General features: G+C 69.0%; 15 protein-coding genes. 8 read left to right on the top strand and 7 right to left on the bottom strand.

Translation table 11 applies throughout. The features are described 5' to 3' along the window. The 3 genes from ACWDV4_RS15205 to ACWDV4_RS15195 all read left to right on the top strand — a co-directional run. Positions 1-612, top strand: a 612-nt coding sequence (locus ACWDV4_RS15205; protein ID WP_449978696.1) for a hypothetical protein, incomplete at its 5' end; no start/stop codon positions are given. An 82-nt stretch (positions 613-694) separates the two neighbouring features. Beyond that, on the top strand, positions 695-1,123 hold the full coding sequence (locus ACWDV4_RS15200) for a YchJ family protein (protein WP_449978694.1): 429 nt from the start codon (positions 695-697) through the stop codon (positions 1,121-1,123). Positions 1,124-1,204: 81 nt separating this feature from the next. Then, entirely contained in the window at positions 1,205-2,329 is a 1,125-nt protein-coding gene (locus ACWDV4_RS15195) for an endonuclease/exonuclease/phosphatase family protein (RefSeq protein WP_449978691.1), read from the top strand. A gap of 38 nt (positions 2,330-2,367) precedes the next feature. Here ACWDV4_RS15195 and ACWDV4_RS15190 read toward each other — a convergent pair whose 3' ends face one another. Then, positions 2,368-3,291, bottom strand: a complete 924-nt coding sequence (locus ACWDV4_RS15190) for a S66 peptidase family protein (RefSeq protein ID WP_449978690.1) — start codon at positions 3,289-3,291, stop codon at positions 2,368-2,370. Between the two features lie 200 nt (positions 3,292-3,491). On the opposite strand from ACWDV4_RS15190, the gene ACWDV4_RS15185 reads away from it, so the two are divergent. Genes ACWDV4_RS15185 through ACWDV4_RS15175 form a run of 3 tightly spaced genes read left to right on the top strand, consistent with a single transcriptional unit; the run spans position 3,492 to position 9,033 of the window. After that, complete coding sequence (locus ACWDV4_RS15185; protein ID WP_449978688.1) at positions 3,492-4,259, top strand: type 1 glutamine amidotransferase; 768 nt, start codon at positions 3,492-3,494, stop codon at positions 4,257-4,259. 9 nt (positions 4,260-4,268) lie between these two features. After that, on the top strand, positions 4,269-7,337 hold the full coding sequence (locus ACWDV4_RS15180; protein WP_449978686.1) for a bifunctional [glutamine synthetase] adenylyltransferase/[glutamine synthetase]-adenylyl-L-tyrosine phosphorylase: 3,069 nt from the start codon (positions 4,269-4,271) through the stop codon (positions 7,335-7,337). Further along, positions 7,330-9,033, top strand: a complete 1,704-nt coding sequence (locus ACWDV4_RS15175; protein ID WP_449978683.1) for a hypothetical protein — start codon at positions 7,330-7,332, stop codon at positions 9,031-9,033. The genes ACWDV4_RS15180 and ACWDV4_RS15175 overlap by 8 nt, the downstream gene beginning before the upstream one ends. 5 nt (positions 9,034-9,038) lie before the next feature. On the opposite strand, the gene ACWDV4_RS15170 is transcribed toward ACWDV4_RS15175, so the two are convergent. The 4 genes from ACWDV4_RS15170 to glnA all read right to left on the bottom strand — a co-directional run bounded on the left by ACWDV4_RS15170 (position 9,039) and on the right by glnA (position 12,131). Next, on the bottom strand, positions 9,039-9,728 hold the full coding sequence (locus ACWDV4_RS15170) for a hypothetical protein (protein WP_449978682.1): 690 nt from the start codon (positions 9,726-9,728) through the stop codon (positions 9,039-9,041). Then, positions 9,635-10,108 (bottom strand): hypothetical protein, encoded by a 474-nt coding sequence (locus ACWDV4_RS15165; RefSeq protein ID WP_449978680.1) that lies wholly within the window; start codon positions 10,106-10,108, stop codon positions 9,635-9,637. Before ACWDV4_RS15165 ends, ACWDV4_RS15170 begins: the two co-directional genes overlap by 94 nt. Next, entirely contained in the window at positions 10,105-10,497 is a 393-nt protein-coding gene (locus ACWDV4_RS15160) for a PadR family transcriptional regulator (protein WP_449978678.1), read from the bottom strand. The genes ACWDV4_RS15165 and ACWDV4_RS15160 overlap by 4 nt, the downstream gene beginning before the upstream one ends. Before the next feature lie 209 nt (positions 10,498-10,706). Then, a complete protein-coding gene (glnA, locus tag ACWDV4_RS15155; RefSeq protein WP_449978675.1) occupies positions 10,707-12,131 on the bottom strand; it encodes a type I glutamate--ammonia ligase in 1,425 nt (474 codons plus the stop codon). 333 nt (positions 12,132-12,464) lie between these two features. Between glnA and ACWDV4_RS15150 the strand changes: the two genes are divergently transcribed. Both ACWDV4_RS15150 and ACWDV4_RS15145 read left to right on the top strand, forming a co-directional pair. After that, positions 12,465-12,881 carry an RDD family protein gene (locus ACWDV4_RS15150; RefSeq protein ID WP_449978719.1) on the top strand — a complete coding sequence of 139 codons (417 nt, stop codon included), beginning with the start codon at positions 12,465-12,467 and terminating at the stop codon, positions 12,879-12,881. A gap of 399 nt (positions 12,882-13,280) precedes the next feature. After that, positions 13,281-13,868, top strand: coding sequence for a hypothetical protein (locus ACWDV4_RS15145; protein ID WP_449978672.1), 588 nt, complete (start codon positions 13,281-13,283; stop codon positions 13,866-13,868). Between the two features lie 187 nt (positions 13,869-14,055). On the opposite strand, the gene ACWDV4_RS15140 is transcribed toward ACWDV4_RS15145, so the two are convergent. Both ACWDV4_RS15140 and ACWDV4_RS15135 read right to left on the bottom strand, forming a co-directional pair. Further along, complete coding sequence (locus ACWDV4_RS15140) at positions 14,056-15,285, bottom strand: IS30 family transposase (RefSeq protein ID WP_449978670.1); 1,230 nt, start codon at positions 15,283-15,285, stop codon at positions 14,056-14,058. A 218-nt stretch (positions 15,286-15,503) separates the two neighbouring features. Beyond that, on the bottom strand, positions 15,504-16,190 hold the full coding sequence (locus ACWDV4_RS15135; protein WP_449978669.1) for a DUF4191 domain-containing protein: 687 nt from the start codon (positions 16,188-16,190) through the stop codon (positions 15,504-15,506). Positions 16,191-16,419 lie beyond the last annotated feature (229 nt).

Genomic DNA, 16,419 nt, shown 5'->3' with positions numbered 1-16,419 from the left:
GCAGAATCGGCGCTGACCCGGATGGCCCACGAAACGCGCATGCACTGCCGTACCCACAGTGGCAGCAGCACGATCGCAGCAGCGGGCGGTGCCGGACTCGGCATCCTGTGGCGACCCGACATCCGACCCGTACCCGGCACCTGGCGGCCCGCCACCAACCAGCCCTTCCGATACGGCCTGACCTGGCTCACCCTCGACGCCTACGGCCACCGGGTCACCGTCGCCAACTACCAGGCACCACCAGCCGACGGCGATGACCGGCAGGCCCGGCGGGAAGCCGAACTGCTCATCACCGCCCTCGGCCACGATGAGCATGACGTCTTCCTCGCCGGCACCTGGCCCACCAACACTGATCGAGAGCCGGACCGGATCCTGCACACCGCCGGCTTCCACGACACCGCCATCACCTGCGACGCATCCTGGCAACCCACCACCGGCCACTGGCCCGAGAACCCCCACGGCGACCATCGTCCCGACCGCATCCACCATCGCACCGGCCCAGCACACCCCGGACAGATCCAGCGGCACACCGTCGCGGACACCACCCTCGGCCGGGCAGCATCCGACCATCTACTCGTCGCTGTCGAATACCAACCAGCGTCGTCAGCATGATCGATTGTCGGGACCTTTCCCGAGGTCAGCAGGCATCGTAGGTGTTGGCAGACCGGCCGTACCCGTCCGGCACAATGATCGTGTGGCGAAACGCGGAGCCCGCCGGACGACAGCGGCGTACGACTCGACCCGGCCCTGCCCCTGCGGCTCGGCTGAGCCCTACGGCGAGTGTTGTGGCCGGCTGCACCGGGGAGAGACGACCGCCGTGACGGCCGCGCAGCTCATGCGGTCGCGGTTCAGCGCGTACGCCGTGCGCGACGCCGCCTATCTGTTACGGACCTGGCACCCCACCACCCGGCCGGCGCGGCTGACGCTCGATCCGCAGCAACGCTGGACGCAGCTGGAGATCCTCGCCACCGATCGGGGCGGCCTCTTCGACACCGCCGGAAGCGTCGAGTTCCGCGCGCACTATCGCGAGTCGGGGCAGGCTGACGCGATGTACGAGCGCAGCAGCTTCGTACGCGAGAACGGTGAGTGGGTCTACCTGGACGCACTGCCGTCGGCTGACTGAGCAGCGGCGGCCCGGAGCAGCGTATCGATCTTCGCTACTATCGTCCTCTTCGATGTCTTCTGAACGGGGAGTGACACGACGATGCGTAGGATCGCGGCGACCCTGGTGGTCGCCCTCGCTGCGGTACTGCTACCCGGATTAGCCCAGGGTGGAGCCGGTACGCCGGGCAGGGCTGGCGTACCGGACCCGACGAAGATCGTCACCACGACGCCGGCCTCCGCTGGCCCGGTCGGGGGGACGGCCGCTGACCCGGCCGCTGGGACGGTCAGTGGAACGGCTGCGGTTGCGGCAACCGTGGGCCTCAAGGCGATCAGCCACAACATCTGCGGTGGCATGTGCATGGGAGGCCGGACCGACGATCTGCCGACCATCACCGGTCTCATCGACGATTTTCGCCCTCACCTGATCATGTTGCAGGAGGTCTGCTGGCCGCAGTACGAGTGGTTCGGCAACCATGCCTTCAGCTCCGGCACGTACCAGCTGGGTTTCACCCTCTTGCTCACCACCTACACCGGCTGCGGGGCGACGAACTGTGCGGTGAACGAGGACGATGATCCGGCAAACGACGACCGGCGTTGCTGGATCGGCCAGGTCGTCGGGGCCCGAGGGACGTTGAGCAACCGGGACGAGATTGCCCTCGGTGGCGAGCGGCACCAGATCAACGACACCCGACCGGTCAACCCGCCGCGTACCTTCACCGCTCTCTGCTACGACGTACAACTCGCCGACCTGGGTAGCCGGGTAGTCAAGGGATGCAGCGTGCACATGCGGGCGTTCCGGGACCCGGGCAACATCAACAAGCGGGCTCGTACCGCCCAGGCCGCGCGGCTCGCCTCGGACCTCGACGGCGACATTGTCGCTGGCAAGATCGTCGTGGTGGGTGGGGACTTCAACTCACTCCCCACGGAGACTGCCATGGACGCCTTCTACCAGTCGCAGGCCAAGCCGGGCGGCGGATGGGGGCTGTTCTACGAGGCTGACCAGGACGACCATAACTTCTACAGCAACGCGGGGTGCGCCTCGACCGTGACGGCCTGCCGCAGTGGTGGGCGGACGGCCGGTACGACCGGCACCAACAAGATTGACTATCTCTTCTTCTCGGAGACCACGGATGCCGCATCGGTGAGCGGGCTGCCGATCGAAGTTCCCCGGACCGTCTCCGACCATGCCTTCTACCGAGGGCTGGTGCAGGTGTCCACCTCCTGAGCCGCGCTCGACACCGTACCTGTGCGGTGTCGAGGGTCTCAGCGGACGGCGGCGGAGACGACGAGTGTGCCGGCGCTCGCGTTCAACGTCGCCGGTACGCCGATCGGGACGGTGAGCTGACCGACGCCGTGCCCGATCGGCAACCCGCCGAGCACCGGCACCCCCAGATCGCCGAGCCGCTCGGCGATCACGTCGGCGACGGTCACCGCCCAGTCGTCGGCGCAGTTGGTGAACTGCCCCACCGCCACCCCGGCGAGCTTCGCCAGCACCCCGGCGCGGCGCAACTGGGTAAGCATCCGGTCCACCTTGTACGGCGGTTCCTCGACGTCCTCGATCAGCAGGATCGCGCCGGCCAGGTCCGGCATGTCGGGGGTACCCAGCGAGGAGACGACCAGGCAGAGGTTGCCGCCGATCAGCGGGCCGGTGGCCGTACCGGGCACCAACACGGAGGCGGTCTCCTCGGTGGGCACCCGGGTCACCGTCACCGGCTCGGTGCTCATCAACGCGGCGCGCAGCGACTCCGCCGACTCCGGCGGGGTGCGCTCATCCAACCAGGCCGCGCCCGGCCCGTGCACGCTGGCCAGCCGGGCCCCGCGCCAGAGTGCGAACTGCAAGGCGGTGATGTCGGAAAATCCGGCGACCACCTTCGGGTTCTGCCTGACGACCGCCATGTCGATCGCATCGACCACGCGTTGCGCGCCGTAGCCGCCCCGAGTGCAGAGAATCCCGCGTACGTCCGGATCGGCGAACGCCGTGTTGATGTCGGCGGCCCGCAGTTCGTCGCCACCGGCAAGATAGCCCTGCCGGGCGTAGACGTTCGGGGCGAGCACCGGCCGCAGCCCCCAGCCGCTGATCAGCTCGATGCCTCGGGCCACCCGCTCCGACCGGGTCGGCCCGGAGGGGGACACCAGCATCACGGTGTCGCCGGGGCAAAGGGCGGGCGGCCGTACGGCATCGGTCATAGCGCCCGAGCCTAGTTGGGGTGACAACACGTGAGTCGCACCTACGCCAAAGGTGTGGCGGAGGGCCTGTTCGTGGGTTCTCCGATCAGGGATCCCGCTGGTAGCTCACCTGTCCTGCGAGGCGCCCTCATCATGCGCCAGCGGTGAGACACGGGGACCGGCGGGACGGGGGACCGATCGGCACCCGATAGCCTCGACTCGTGGCAACCGCGCTGGTGATCGAGAACGACCCGACGGACGACCCTCGCCGGCTGGGGGAGTGGCTGATCGAGGGGGGCCTCGACCTGCACATCCTTCGCCCGTACGCCGGGGATGAACTGCCGGCGGACCTGGACGGCTTCGCGGCGCTGGTGGTGCTCGGGGGTCCGCAGCACCCCTATCCGCTGCCCGATGGCAGCCCCGGCGCGTCCTGGTTCCCCGCCCTCGAAGGGCTGCTACGCAAGGCGGTCCGGCACCGGGTGGCGACGCTGGGGATCTGCCTGGGGGCGCAGCTGCTGGCTACCGCGCACGCCGGGCTGGTCGAGCGCAGCCCGTCCGGGCCGGAAGTCGGTCCGGCGCTGGTGGGCCGGCGGGACGCGGCCGACGAAGACCCGCTGTTCAAGTGGGTGCCGCTGATCCCTGACGTGTTGCAGTGGCACGCCGACGAGATCACCGAGCTACCCCGCGACGCGGTGCTGCTGGCCGCCTCGACCCGATATCCGCACCAGGCGTTCCGGATGGGGGACCGGGCCTGGGGGTTGCAGTTCCACATCGAGCCGGATACCGCCATGATCGCCGAATGGGCGACCGATTCGCGGCTGCTCGCCGAGCTGGACTACGACCCCGAAATGGTGGTCGCCGCCTGCGATGCGGTCATGGCCGACATCGAGGAGGTGTGGCACCCGTTCGCGATCCGGTTCGCCGCGCTGGCGCGGGGCGAGCTGGCCGGGGCGGAACCCCGGCGTAACCTCCCACTACTCGGCCACTGAGGCCCGGCGATGACCAGACCGACGAGCGCTCAGGGCCGGCTCGCCCGGTACGGCTTCGGGGTGGCCGACGGCGACGACGGCGGCCGGGCGGGTGACCTGCTCGGCCCGACCGGGCTGGGCTGGTGGGACCCGGAGACCCAGGAACCGGTCGACCCGATGGCTGGTGAACTGCTCACCATGTTGGGCCGGGCCATCGATCCGGACCTGGCCCTGCGCCAACTACACCGCATCGTCGAAGCCGAACGGCGTACTGAGCAGCAGGAAGTTAGCGCACTGCTCGCTGCCCTGCGTACGGATGTGGGGCTGCGGCGCCGGCTGGTCGCCGTACTCGGGGCGTCGTCTGCGCTCGGCGATCACCTGGCCGCCAACCCACACCAGTGGCGGGCCCTGGCGACCGGAGCGGACGGGTTGGCCCCCGCCGCCGACGGGACACTCATCTTGCCGGCGGCAGCGCCGGACCGGCCGGCCGCGCGTATTCCGGTGCTACGGCAGGCGTACCGGTTGGCGTTGCTGCGGATCGCGGCGGCCGACCTGACCGGCGCGCGCAGCCTGGAGCAGACCATGGCCGCCCTGTCGGGGTTGGCCGACGCCACCCTCACCGCCGCGTACGACCTGGCGGTCAGCGAGCTGCCGGCCGATACGCCGACGCCCCGCCTGGCCGTGGTGGCGATGGGCAAGTGCGGCGGCGACGAGCTCAACTACGTCTCGGACGTGGACGTCATCTTCGTGGCCGACACGGACGAGGACCTGCCCGCCGCGACCACGGTCGCCACCCGCCTGATCCACATCTGTGGGCTGGTGGCCTGGCCGGTGGACGCGGCACTGCGCCCCGAGGGCAACCGTGGGCCGCTGGTGCGTACCCTCGCCAGCCACCTGGCCTACTACCGGCGGTGGGCGCGTACCTGGGAGTTCCAGGCGTTGCTCAAGGCCCGGCCGGCGGCCGGTGACCTCGCCCTGGCCCAGGAGTGGATCGAACAGCTCGCCCCGATGGTCTGGTCGGCGGCCGAACGGCCGGAGGCGGTCTCGGACATCCGGTCCATGCGCCGCAAGATCATCGAGAACATCCCGCCCGGGGAGCAGGACCGGGAGATCAAACGCGGGCCGGGCGGGCTGCGCGACATCGAGTTCGCCGTGCAACTGCTGCAACTGGTGCACGGTCGCGCCGACGAGACGCTGCGCGCACCGGGCACCATCCCCGCGCTGAAAGCCCTGGTCAACGGCGGCTACGTCGGTCGTGCCGACGGCGAGGCACTGCTGCGTGGCTACCGCTTCCTGCGCGGCGTCGAACACCGGCTCCAGCTGCGTGGCCTGCGCCGCACGCACACCGTACCGGCCGATCCGGTGGCGCTGCGCTGGCTGGCACACGCGCTCGGCTACACCGCCACCCCCGGCCGGGACGCCGTCGCGGCGTTCCGCGCCGACTGGGTCACCCACGCCACCGAGGTACGCCGGCTGCACGCCAAACTGCTCTACCGGCCACTGCTGGAGGCGGTCGCCCGGGTACCCGCCGACGGGCTGCGGATGACCCCGGCGGCGGCCCGGCAGCGGTTGGAGGTGCTCGGCTTCGCCGACCCGGCTGGGGCGCTGCGGCACATCCAGGCGCTCACCGGCGGCTTGACCCGTACCGCCGCGATCCAGCGCACCCTGCTGCCCGTACTGCTCCAGGACTTCGCCGACGCGCCGGAACCGGACCGGGGGCTGCTCAGCTACCGCCAGGTCTCCGACAAGCTCGGCGGCACCCCCTGGTACCTACGATTGCTCCGCGACGAGGGGCCGGTGGCCCGCCGACTGGCCCGCGAACTGAGCCTGTCCCGGTACGTCGCCGACCTGCTGGCCCGGGACCCGGAGGCGTTACGCCTGTTGGCCGAGGACGCCGAGCTGGCCCCCCGGAACAAGCAGGTGCTCTGCGACGGGTTCATCGCGGCCGCCAACCGGCACCTGGCCGGTACGGGCACGGATGCCCCCACCACCACTCGCCCGGTTGCCGGCACCACCACCCGCCCGGCCGATGTGGCCGAGTCGATCCACGCCGTACGAGCCCTGCGCCGCCGGGAACTCATTCGGCTGGCCAGCGCCGACGTGCTGCGCCACGCCGGCACACTGGCCCCGGAGACCGTCACCCGCCTCGACGTACTCGCCATCGGCGCGGGACTCTCCGCCGTCACCGACGCCACCCTCGCCGCCGCACTCCACACCGCCCGGGTGGCCAACCCCGCGCCGCCCGGCCTGCGGTTCGCCGTCATCGGCATGGGCCGGCTCGGCGGCTACGAAATGAACTACCTCTCCGACGCCGACGTGCTCTTCGTTTACGACCCGCCGCCCGGGATGCCCGACGGTACGGCCAGCGCCGCCGCGCACGCCATCGCCGAGGAACTGCGCCGACTGCTCGGCATGCCGGCCCCCGACCCGCCGCTGGGCGTCGACGCCGACCTGCGCCCCGAAGGCCGCCAGGGGCCACTGGTACGCAGCCTGGCCGCGTACGCCCAGTACTACGCGCGCTGGTCGAAGGTGTGGGAGGCGCAGGCGCTGCTGCGCGCCCGGTTCGTCTGCGGTGACGTCGACCTGGGCACCGAGTTCGAGACGATGATCGAGCCGGTGCGCTACCCGGACCGGGGGCTGAGCCGGGAACAGGTGGTCGAGATCCGGCGGATCAAGGCCCGGGTGGAGACCGAACGCCTCCCTCGGGGTGCCGATCCGGCCACCCACACCAAACTCGGTCGGGGTGGACTGGCCGACGTCGAGTGGGCGGTACAACTGCTCCAACTGCGCCACGCCGGGCAGCATCCGCAACTGCGCGGGACGCGTACCCTCGACGCCCTGGCGGCTGCCGCGGACGCCGGCTTGGTCGACCCGGCGGACGCCGCTGCGATGGCCACCGGCTGGACCAGCGCCGCCCAGGTACGCAACGCGTTGATGCTGGTCCGGGGCCGGGCCGGGGACCAGCTGCCCCGGCACGGGGTCGAACTTGCCGGCGTGGTGCACCTGCTCGGCGGCGACGACCCAGGCGAGTTCCTGGACGACTACCTGCGGGCCGGGCGACGCTCCCGTACCGCCGTGGAGCACGTTCTCGATGCCTGACCGGCGTCGCCCCGGCCCGGTCGTCGTCGCGAGCGCGGCCACGGCTCTGCTGCTTGCGGTGGCGTTCCTGCTCGCCCCGCCGATGGGCACCGACCTGTCCGCGCAGGTCGCCCGCGCCGACTTCTACGCCCGGCACGGGTACGCGGTGCTCGACTTCGGCTGGTACGGCGGCGTTTCCCCGTACGGCTACAGCCTGATCACCCCACCGCTGATGAGCTGGCTGGGGGACGGCCATCTCGGTCCCCGGGTTGCCGGGGCGATCGCGTTGCTGGTCTCGGCGTGGGCGTTGGCGTTGCTCCTGCTGCGTACCGCCGCCCGCCGGCCGATGCTGGCCGGGGTGATCGGTGCGGTCTGCGTCGCCGGCAACCTTGTCTCCGGCCGGATCACCTACGCCATCGGGGTGGCGTTCGGGCTGCTCGCCCTGCTGGCGTTGACGCTGGGCCGCCGCTGGCTACGTCTGCTCGCCGCGACGGTGGCGGCCCTGCTGGCCTCCGCCGCCAGCCCCGTCGCCGGACTCTTCGTCGGCCTGGCCGGCGTCGCCCTGGTGCTCGGAGCACTCCCGGTGGGTGCACTCCGCCGCAGACCGGATCGCAGTCGGCTCGTCGACGGGGCGGTGCTGGCGGTCGCCGCCGCCGTACCGATGGCGGTCATGTCGCTGCCGTTCGGGGCGGGCGGCTGGATGAACATCAGTCTGCTCGACGCGGTACGCGCCATCGGCGCCAGCCTCGTCGTCGCGCTGCTGGTGCCCCGCCGCCCAGTACGTTTCGGCGCGCTGCTCTCCGCGCTGGGCGTGGCGGTGGCGTTCGTCGTACCCACCCCGGTCGGGTTGAACGCCACCCGGCTCGCCGCCATGTTCGCCCTGCCAGTGCTGGCCGGGTACGCCGTCGTACCGGCAGCGCTGTCAGCCCGGATCAAGAGTCGGATGGGCCGGGTGGCCGCGACCGCCCGGGCGGCTGGTGCGGCAGCCTTGGCGGCGCTCCTGGTGTTGGTCGCGATCGGGCAGCCGCCGGTGTCGGTGGGGGACCTGCGGAACGCCGATGACCCGGCCGCGTCCCGGGCCTACTTCCAGCCGCTGCTGGACGAGTTGGCCCGTCGGCAGCCAGCCCGGGTCGAGGTGGTGCCGACCGGCAACTACTGGGAGGCGGCGTACGTGCCGGAGACCGCCCCGCTGGCCCGGGGCTGGCTGCGCCAGGCCGACCAGGCGTACCACCGATTGTTCTTCGACGGCAGCATCGACGCGGCTTCGTATCGCGACTGGCTGCTGGACAACGGGGTGGCGTACGTGGCGCTTGCCGAGGCGAAGCCGTCCTGGGTGGGTCGGCGGGAGGCGGAACTGATCCGGGGCGGCCTGCCCTACCTGACCCCGGTTTGGCGTAACGCCGACTGGACCCTCTACGCCGTGTCCGAGGCAAGCTCGATCGTGTCCGGTGCAACCTCGATCGTGTCCGGCGCGACGTCGACCGGTGCCAGCCTGGTCGAGCTGACCCCGACCAGGCTGATCGTCGACGTTCCGCGCGCCGGTGAGGTGCTCGTACGTCTGCGCTGGTCGCGCTGGCTGAGCCTCGATGGGCCGGCCGGGTGCCTGGCTCCCCAAGGTGACTGGATCGTGCTGCGGGCCGACCAGCCGGGCCGTTACACGATCAGCGGCAGCCTGACCGGGGCTGGCCCACACTGCACCGGCCCCCGCGCCCGCTGACCCGATCAGGGCGTGATTGCGTCGGGCGCGCCCGCGGTTTCCTGCTCACCGATGCGATGCCCACACGCTGGGCAGCGATCCAGCTCACGGCGCGGCAGGCGATGGCGCAGCGCCACCGTGAACGGCGTCAGGGCCGCAGCGATGACAGTGAGTAGCGCCGTGGTTCCAGCGAGCCCCGCCCAGCTCAGCGGGCCGTTACCGACCGTACCGGCGAAGACCCGCGTGACTGGGTGGACTGCGAGCAGGCTGATTGGAGTGAGTAGCACCAGCGCTGCCCACAGACCCCGCGAGTCGTGTCGCAGCGCATAGCCGACGCCAGCGATCAACGAGCAGCTGACGAGTACGAGCGCGGCGACACCCAGGATGTGTTCGCCGAGCCAGTAGTAACCAGTCTCCGCGAAGATCGACAGGGCTGCCGGGGGCCGCAGCATGACGGCGGCCGTCGCGATGGCCACCCCGGTGAGGACCGCGATCCATCCCCAGCGGCGGGACCGTGTCGGCAGAGCCAGGGCGAGCGCGCCCAGTGCGATCTGCGGTGCCAGCACGTACAGCGGCGGGCGGAGGTACCCGGTCAGCGCACTGGCTGGCACGACGACGACGGTCAGCACGAGCGCGACCGCGATTCCGGTGCGGACCCAACGTCCGGGCAGCACGGTGGCCAGTGCCGCAGCGGCCAGCCAGCCGATCCAGACCACCGCGCCGAGAGTGAGGAAGGGGCGAAGGCGACAAAAGATATCCCGGACAACCAGGCCGTTTCCACCGTCATGAGCCAGGCGGTCGCCAATGCGACGGCGACGGGGAGGGCCAGTGCGGCGGCCAGCCGTACCCCGTCGATGAGGCCGAGTGAGTCAGCGGCCCGCAGCCGCTGACGCAGCCCGCCACGTAGCAGGTCGGCGACGTCGGACAGGGACGGCCGCCGTCGGTCCGAACCGGCCAGATCGAGGTACGTCCCGACGATTTCCGGGCCACGGTGGGTGCGATAGTCCGCCGGGTATGCCCACAGCAACCGCCGGTAGCGGCGTTCGAGTGTCGACGGCTGACTGTTCTCGTCGTTCTCATTGCTCATGCTGGTCATGCGAGACCTCCCGCCAGCCCGGTTGAGCCCGGTGCAGGGACGGTTCGACCGGTGGCGGAACGGGCCGTCCGGGTCCTGGCCCGTAGGCGCTCGGTGGCGGCGGCCACGTTGCGGCGTAGACGCTCGGTCTCGGCGGCGAGTACGCCGCCACCCGCGTCGGTGAGCCGGTAGTAGCGCCGGAGCCGCCCGTCGACGACTTCCTCCCGGTCGGCCTCGACCAGCCCTTCGTCGGTGAGGCGGTCGAGCGCACCGTAGAGGGTGCCGGGTCGCAGTGTCAGTCGCCCGTCGGAGAGCGCGGTGACTTCGCCGATGATGCCGTAGCCGTGCATCGGTTCCCCGGCCAGCGCGGTGAGGATGAGGAAGGTGGGTTCTCGGAGTGGGATGCTCACTCAGCCAATATAACGCCTACCGAGTTATAACGGTGGACGATAGTTGACGGGGTGCCGTTTCCGACGGTGGGACGAGGTAGCCGAAACACGGATCGGGCCGACCCGCTCTCGGCGGATCGGCCCGACTCAGCGCGCCTGCTGCGGTGTTAGGAAGGGCCCCTTCTTATCGCTTTTTGTATAGGAAGGGGCCCTTCCTAACATCCAAGCCGTCAGCAATCGAAGTACATCGCGAACTCGTGCGGGGTCGGCCGCAGCCGAACCGGGTCGACCTCGTTGGTCCGCTTCCAGTCCACCCAGGTCGAGATCAGGTCGGGCGTGAAGACGCCGCCTTCGAGCAGGTAGTCGTGGTCGGCCTCCAGAGCGTCGAGCACCTCGGGCAGCGAGCCCGGAACCTGCTTGACCGAGCCCCACTCCTCCGGCGGCAGGTCGTACAGGTCCTTGTCGATCGGCTCCGGCGGCTCGATCTTGCTCTTGATGCCGTCGAGGCCAGCCATCAGCATCGCCGAGAAGGCGAGGTAGACGTTGGCCGACGGGTCCGGCACGCGGAACTCGACCCGCTTGGCCTTGGGGTTGCTACCGGTGACCGGGATACGGGTGCAGGCGGAGCGGTTGCGCTGCGAGTAGACCAGGTTGACCGGCGCCTCGAAGCCCGGCACCAGCCGGCGGTACGAGTTGACCGTCGGGTTGGTGAAGGCCAGCAGCGACGGAGCGTGGTGCAGCAGACCGCCGATGTACCAGCGGGCGGTGTCGGAGAGGCCGGCGTAACCGGTCTCGTCGTAGAAGAGCGGCTCGCCACCGAGCCACAGGCTCTGGTGGGTGTGCATGCCGGAACCGTTGTCGCCGAAGAGCGGCTTGGGCATGAACGTCGCGGTCTTGCCGGCGGCCCAGGTCTCGTTCTTGACGATGTACTTGAACAGCTGCAACTGGTCGCCCGCGTGCAGCAGCGTCGAGAACTTGTAGTTGATCTCGGACTGGCCGGCGGTGCCCACCTCGTGGTGCGAACGCTCGACGGTGAATCCGGTGTCGACCAGGCGACGGACGATGCTGTCGCGCAGGTCGGCGTAGTGGTCCACCGGCGGCACCGGGAAGTAGCCGCCCTTGTACGCGGTCTTGTAGCCCCGGTTGCCGCCCGGCTCCTCGCGGCCGGTGTTCCAGGCGCCCTCGATCGAGTCGATGTAGTAGAACGCCTGGTGGGCCGAGGTCTCGTGGCGGATCGAGTCGAAGATGTAGAACTCCGCCTCGGCGCCGAAGTAGGCGGTGTCCGCGATGCCGCTGGCCGCGAGGAAGGTCTCGGCCTTCTTCGCCACGTTACGCGGGTCGCGGGAGTAGGCCTCACGGGTGAACGGGTCGTGGATGAAGAAGTTGAGCGCAAGCGTCTTCTGCGCCCGGAACGGGTCGATGAAGGCGGTGGCGACGTCGGGCAGCAGCAGCATGTCCGATTCGTGGATCGCCTGGAAGCCGCGGATCGACGATCCGTCGAAGGCGAGACCGTCGGTGAAGACGCTGTCGTCGAACGACTCGACCGGCAGATTGAAGTGCTGCATCACGCCGGGCAGGTCACAGAAGCGTACGTCGACGAACTTCACGTCCTCGTTCTTGAGGTATCGCAGGAGTTCCTCGGGGTTGGCGAACACACGTCCTCCTGGCACGTCCACTGGGTGGCTAGGCTGTTGGCGACGCTATGGCTGCGGGGTTGCCCGGGCATGTCTTCAGTGTTTCTGCCGTGTTACGTCCTTCGCGGAGCGTCATCCCCGCCGGTCGGGCGCTTGCGGTGTAGCTCGGGGCATACCCGCGAGTGATGCTTGATAACGTCTTGTCGGAATTCACCCTATCTGCGCTGGTCAGGTCGATGGTCAGCGGGTTGCGCCTGCCAGAGCACGGTCTCCCCTCGGGGTGGCCGGTGCCGGAGCTCTCAGGAATGGCGGATACCCTGACTCTCCGTGGCGATACAGCAGGATGCGCACGCGATGGCCGTCCCACCCGCAGCCGACCCTGATCTCGTCCCGGCCGACCTGGGGCGCCGCTTCGGCGCGTTGATCATCGACTGGGTGCTCTGTCTGCTGGTCGCCAACTTCTTCGGGGATCCGCTGCGGGACGGCTGGCCGCCGGTTGCTGTGCTGATCGGCGAATATGCCCTGTTCGTGGGTCTCTTCGGGCAGACCCCCGGAATGTGGATGACTCGGGTCAGGTGTGTCTCGTACGCCCACGGTGGGCGGATCGGCGTCATTCGCGGACTTGTGCGCGGAGCGCTGCTCGCCGTGGTGATTCCTACGCTGATCATGGACTCTCAGCGGCGTGGTCTGCACGACCGGGCCGTTGGTTCGGTCATGCTCCCGGCCACTGCCCCGAAATCGTCGACACCCTCGTCCGCAGTCGCCGGTTGATCCCCGCCCGATCCTGTCTGGGTCGGATGTCCGAATCCCAGTCATGATCAACAGGCGGTGGGTGGGCTGGCGTGGAATGCCGGCGGCCGGCGGGTGGTTATATCTCGCGTACGACCGAGTAGCGCTGTCTTCTTGGCGGTGCGAGCGCGGCCATCTGTTCGGGTGGCGTGCGGGTTCGTCTTCGAGATGGGCCCGGGGTCGCTGGAATGTTGGCGGCTGGTTGGTCGTTGTATCTTGTCTACGCCCCCGCCCTGGGACCTTGGGGTTGGGTGTGGCGTTCTGATTCTTTCCCCCTTGTCTTTCAGGTGAGCGTGGCGCGCTTTTGTGTGTGTGCCTGCTGCCTGGCGTCTCCTGTACCCCCGGGAGGCGTTCCTTTCCCCCGGTATTGGAGCTTTGGTCATGAATACGATTCTGCGTAAGAGTGTGCTTGCTGCTGCTGGTCTTGCTTTCACTGGTGGTGTGTTCGCTGGTCCGGCGTTGGCCGATCCGGCGGTTGCCGCTCCGGTTACGTCGGTTGGTGTGGTGCAGGCTGACAAGCCGGCCAAGGACAAGCTGATCCCGCACGGCACGCAGGGTGAGCAGTCGCGGATTCCGCTGAACGCCGAGCAGACCAGCAATGTGAAGGCGATCATCGCGGCTACGAAGAAGGCTGGTATGGACGAGCGGGCTGCTGTGGTAGCCATCGCGACGAGCCTGCAGGAGTCGAAGTTGGAGAACCTGGGTCATCTGGGTGACCGTAACGATCATGACTCGCAGGGTCTGTTCCAGCAGCGTCCGTCTTCGGGTTGGGGTTCGGTGGAGCAGATCACTGATCCTGAGTACTCGACGATGGCGTTCCTGAAGGGTTTGAAGCAGGTCGACGGTTGGGAGAAGATGCCGTTGACGCAGGCGGCGCAGAAGGTTCAGGTGTCGGCGTATCCGTTCCACTATGCGCAGTGGGAGACCCAGGCTGCTGACCTGGTCGCCGAGCACTGGAACAACAGCTGACAGCAGGAACAACTGAATCGCAACGGGCTCAATCGCAGCGGGCTCCCGGCCGGACGGAATCCGGTCGGGAGCCCGTTTTGCTCTGCGCCCGCAGCCTGGGTGCCGCGTGCGGTCTGGGTGTTAGGAAGGGCCCCTTCCTATGCAAAATGCGAGGCGGTTTCTAGGGGTCGTCGCAACACTTGATGGCTTATGTGACTGTTACTAGATCATGCAGACGCTCGGCTGGGTTGTCCCAGCCGAGCGTTTTGCGTGGGCGGCCGTTGAGTTCTTGGGCGACGTGTTCAAGATCTTCGGGTCCGTAGACGGACAGGTCGGTACTTTTGGGGAAGTACTGGCGTAGCAGGCCGTTGGTGTTCTCGTTCGATCCGCGTTGCCAGGGTGAGTGCGGGTCGCAGAAGTAGACGGGCACCCCGGTGGCGACTGTGAACTGTTTGTGGGCGGCCATTTCCGTTCCCTGGTCCCAGGTCAGCGATCCGCGTAGGTGGGCTGGTAGGACGGTGATGAGGTCCACGAGCACATCGCGGACTTTCTCGGCGGTGTGTCCGCCGGGCAGGTGTCCGAGCATGACGTACCGGGTGGAACGCTCGACCAGCGTGACGATGGCGGAGGCATTACCCGCCCCCATGATCAGGTCGCCTTCCCAGTGGCCGGGCACGGCACGGTCTTCGATCTCGGCTGGCCGTTCGCTGATCATGACCATGTCATCGACGAACCGTGAGGTGCGCTGGTCAGGGCGGCGATGTGGTTTGCGTCGGGTACGGCCGGTACGCAGCGCGGCGGAGACCTCGCGCTTGAGCGCGCCGCGGGCTTGGACGTACAACGCCTGGTAGATCGTCTCCGGGCTCACCTTCATCTCCTGGTCCTCGGGGTACTCCCGGACCAGAGCGTTGCAGATCTGCTGCGGTGACCAGCGTTTGCGTAGCCTGTCGGCCACGAAGTCGCGCAGCGGACCATCTTGCAGGAGCTTGCGGTTCTTGGGGCGGGGCCGGGACGCAGCCCAGGCCCGGTGCGCGGCGTAAGGGCGGTAGACACCGTCCTCACCGGTGTGGTTGTCGATCTCACGTTTGATGGTTGAGGCAGGCCGCCCGAGCGCACGCCCGATCGCGTTGAGCGACTCGCCGACACGGCGCATGTCCGCGATCGTCTCCCGCTCCGCCAAGGACAAAAACCGTGAGTGCAGTTCCTTGTCCAACGCCGTCACCGACGGCGACACCTGAGTACTCACCCCGGTGTTGTAGTCCACCCGACGCCCATCCGGGTACGTCCGCGAGTTGCGTGTCTTGCGTACTCCCCAGTCCCAGTCCTTGGCGGTGCGTTCGTTGACCCCGACCTGTTCGGCGGCACGACGTCGGGCGACCCCCTGGCGGCGCAGGGACTCGTACTCATCCCGGCGGGGGTGACGCCGCGAGGCGGGCATCAAACAGCGATCTGCCCGACGAACCCACCCGTAGGCGGTGTTCCGGTTGACCCCGGCCTCACGCGCAGCAGCGGCCACGCTACCGACACGGTCGAAAACCTCGAAGAACTTCGCTTTCAGCTCAACGGGAACGGACACGGTCCTCGCAACCCCCAAAGGTCTGGGTGTTGCGAGGACCGCTAGAGCCCGAGCGATAAGAAGGGGCCCTTCCTAACACCTCAGCGCTGGCGGCCGGCGCCCCGGAAGCCCGGCGGGCGCATGTTCTTGGGGATCGCGCCCTTGGGCATCTGCGGCCGGGCGGAGAGCGCCTTCAAGCGCTTGTCGAGGGCGTTGACGTCCTTACCACTGAGGTTGCGGGGGAGCTTCATCAGCGTCATCCGCAGTTTGCGGATCGGTAGCTCGTTTTCGCCCTGCCCGATCATGTAGTCGAAGATCGGAGCGCTGCCGATCACCTTGGCCAGCCGTCGCTTCTCCTGGCCGAGCAGTCCGCGCACCCGATGCGGGTTGCCTTCGGCGAGGAGGATCACGCCGGGGCGTCCGATGACCAGGTGCACCATGTCCATCTGGGTGGTCGAGCTGATGGCCGGGGTCACCCGCCAGTCGCCCCGCATGCTTTCCATGATTGATGCGGCGGCACCCGGCTGTCCCTCGGCGGCGCTCATCATCGCCGTGTTCGAGCGCAGGTTCAGCACGATCAGCAGGGCGAGCAGTGCGACCAGGATGCCGATCGGCAGCCAGAACCAACCCCAGAACATGACCGCCACCACGGCGAGCGCGAGCGGGATCAGCACCGCGGCGGCGGCCAGCGGTACGAACCACTTGTCGCGTTTCGCGGTGAACGAGAAAACCATCCCGATCTGCTTCAGCCGTTGGCCGAACGACACCTTCTCCTGGGGTTTTGCCATGCTCGGAGTGTAGTGGCCCGCTCGGATCCGGCTGATTCGCGTCCGGCACTCCGGTGCGAAGAATCTTCGGCACCCGCGTCGAGGGGTGGCGTCGCGCACCGGGAGGCGACCCCGGGGTAAGGACCTTAGGGGCGTAAGCCGTCCTCCGGCGGCCAGGTAAGGAGGCCGCTCCGGCCAATGATCAGGCGGCAGCCCCATGCGGCTTGGGGGCCTTCCCGCGAAAAGTGGT

The sequence above is a fragment of the Micromonospora sp. NPDC003197 genome, assembly GCF_053590565.1.
This window is presented reverse-complemented; position numbering and strand designations above follow the sequence as displayed.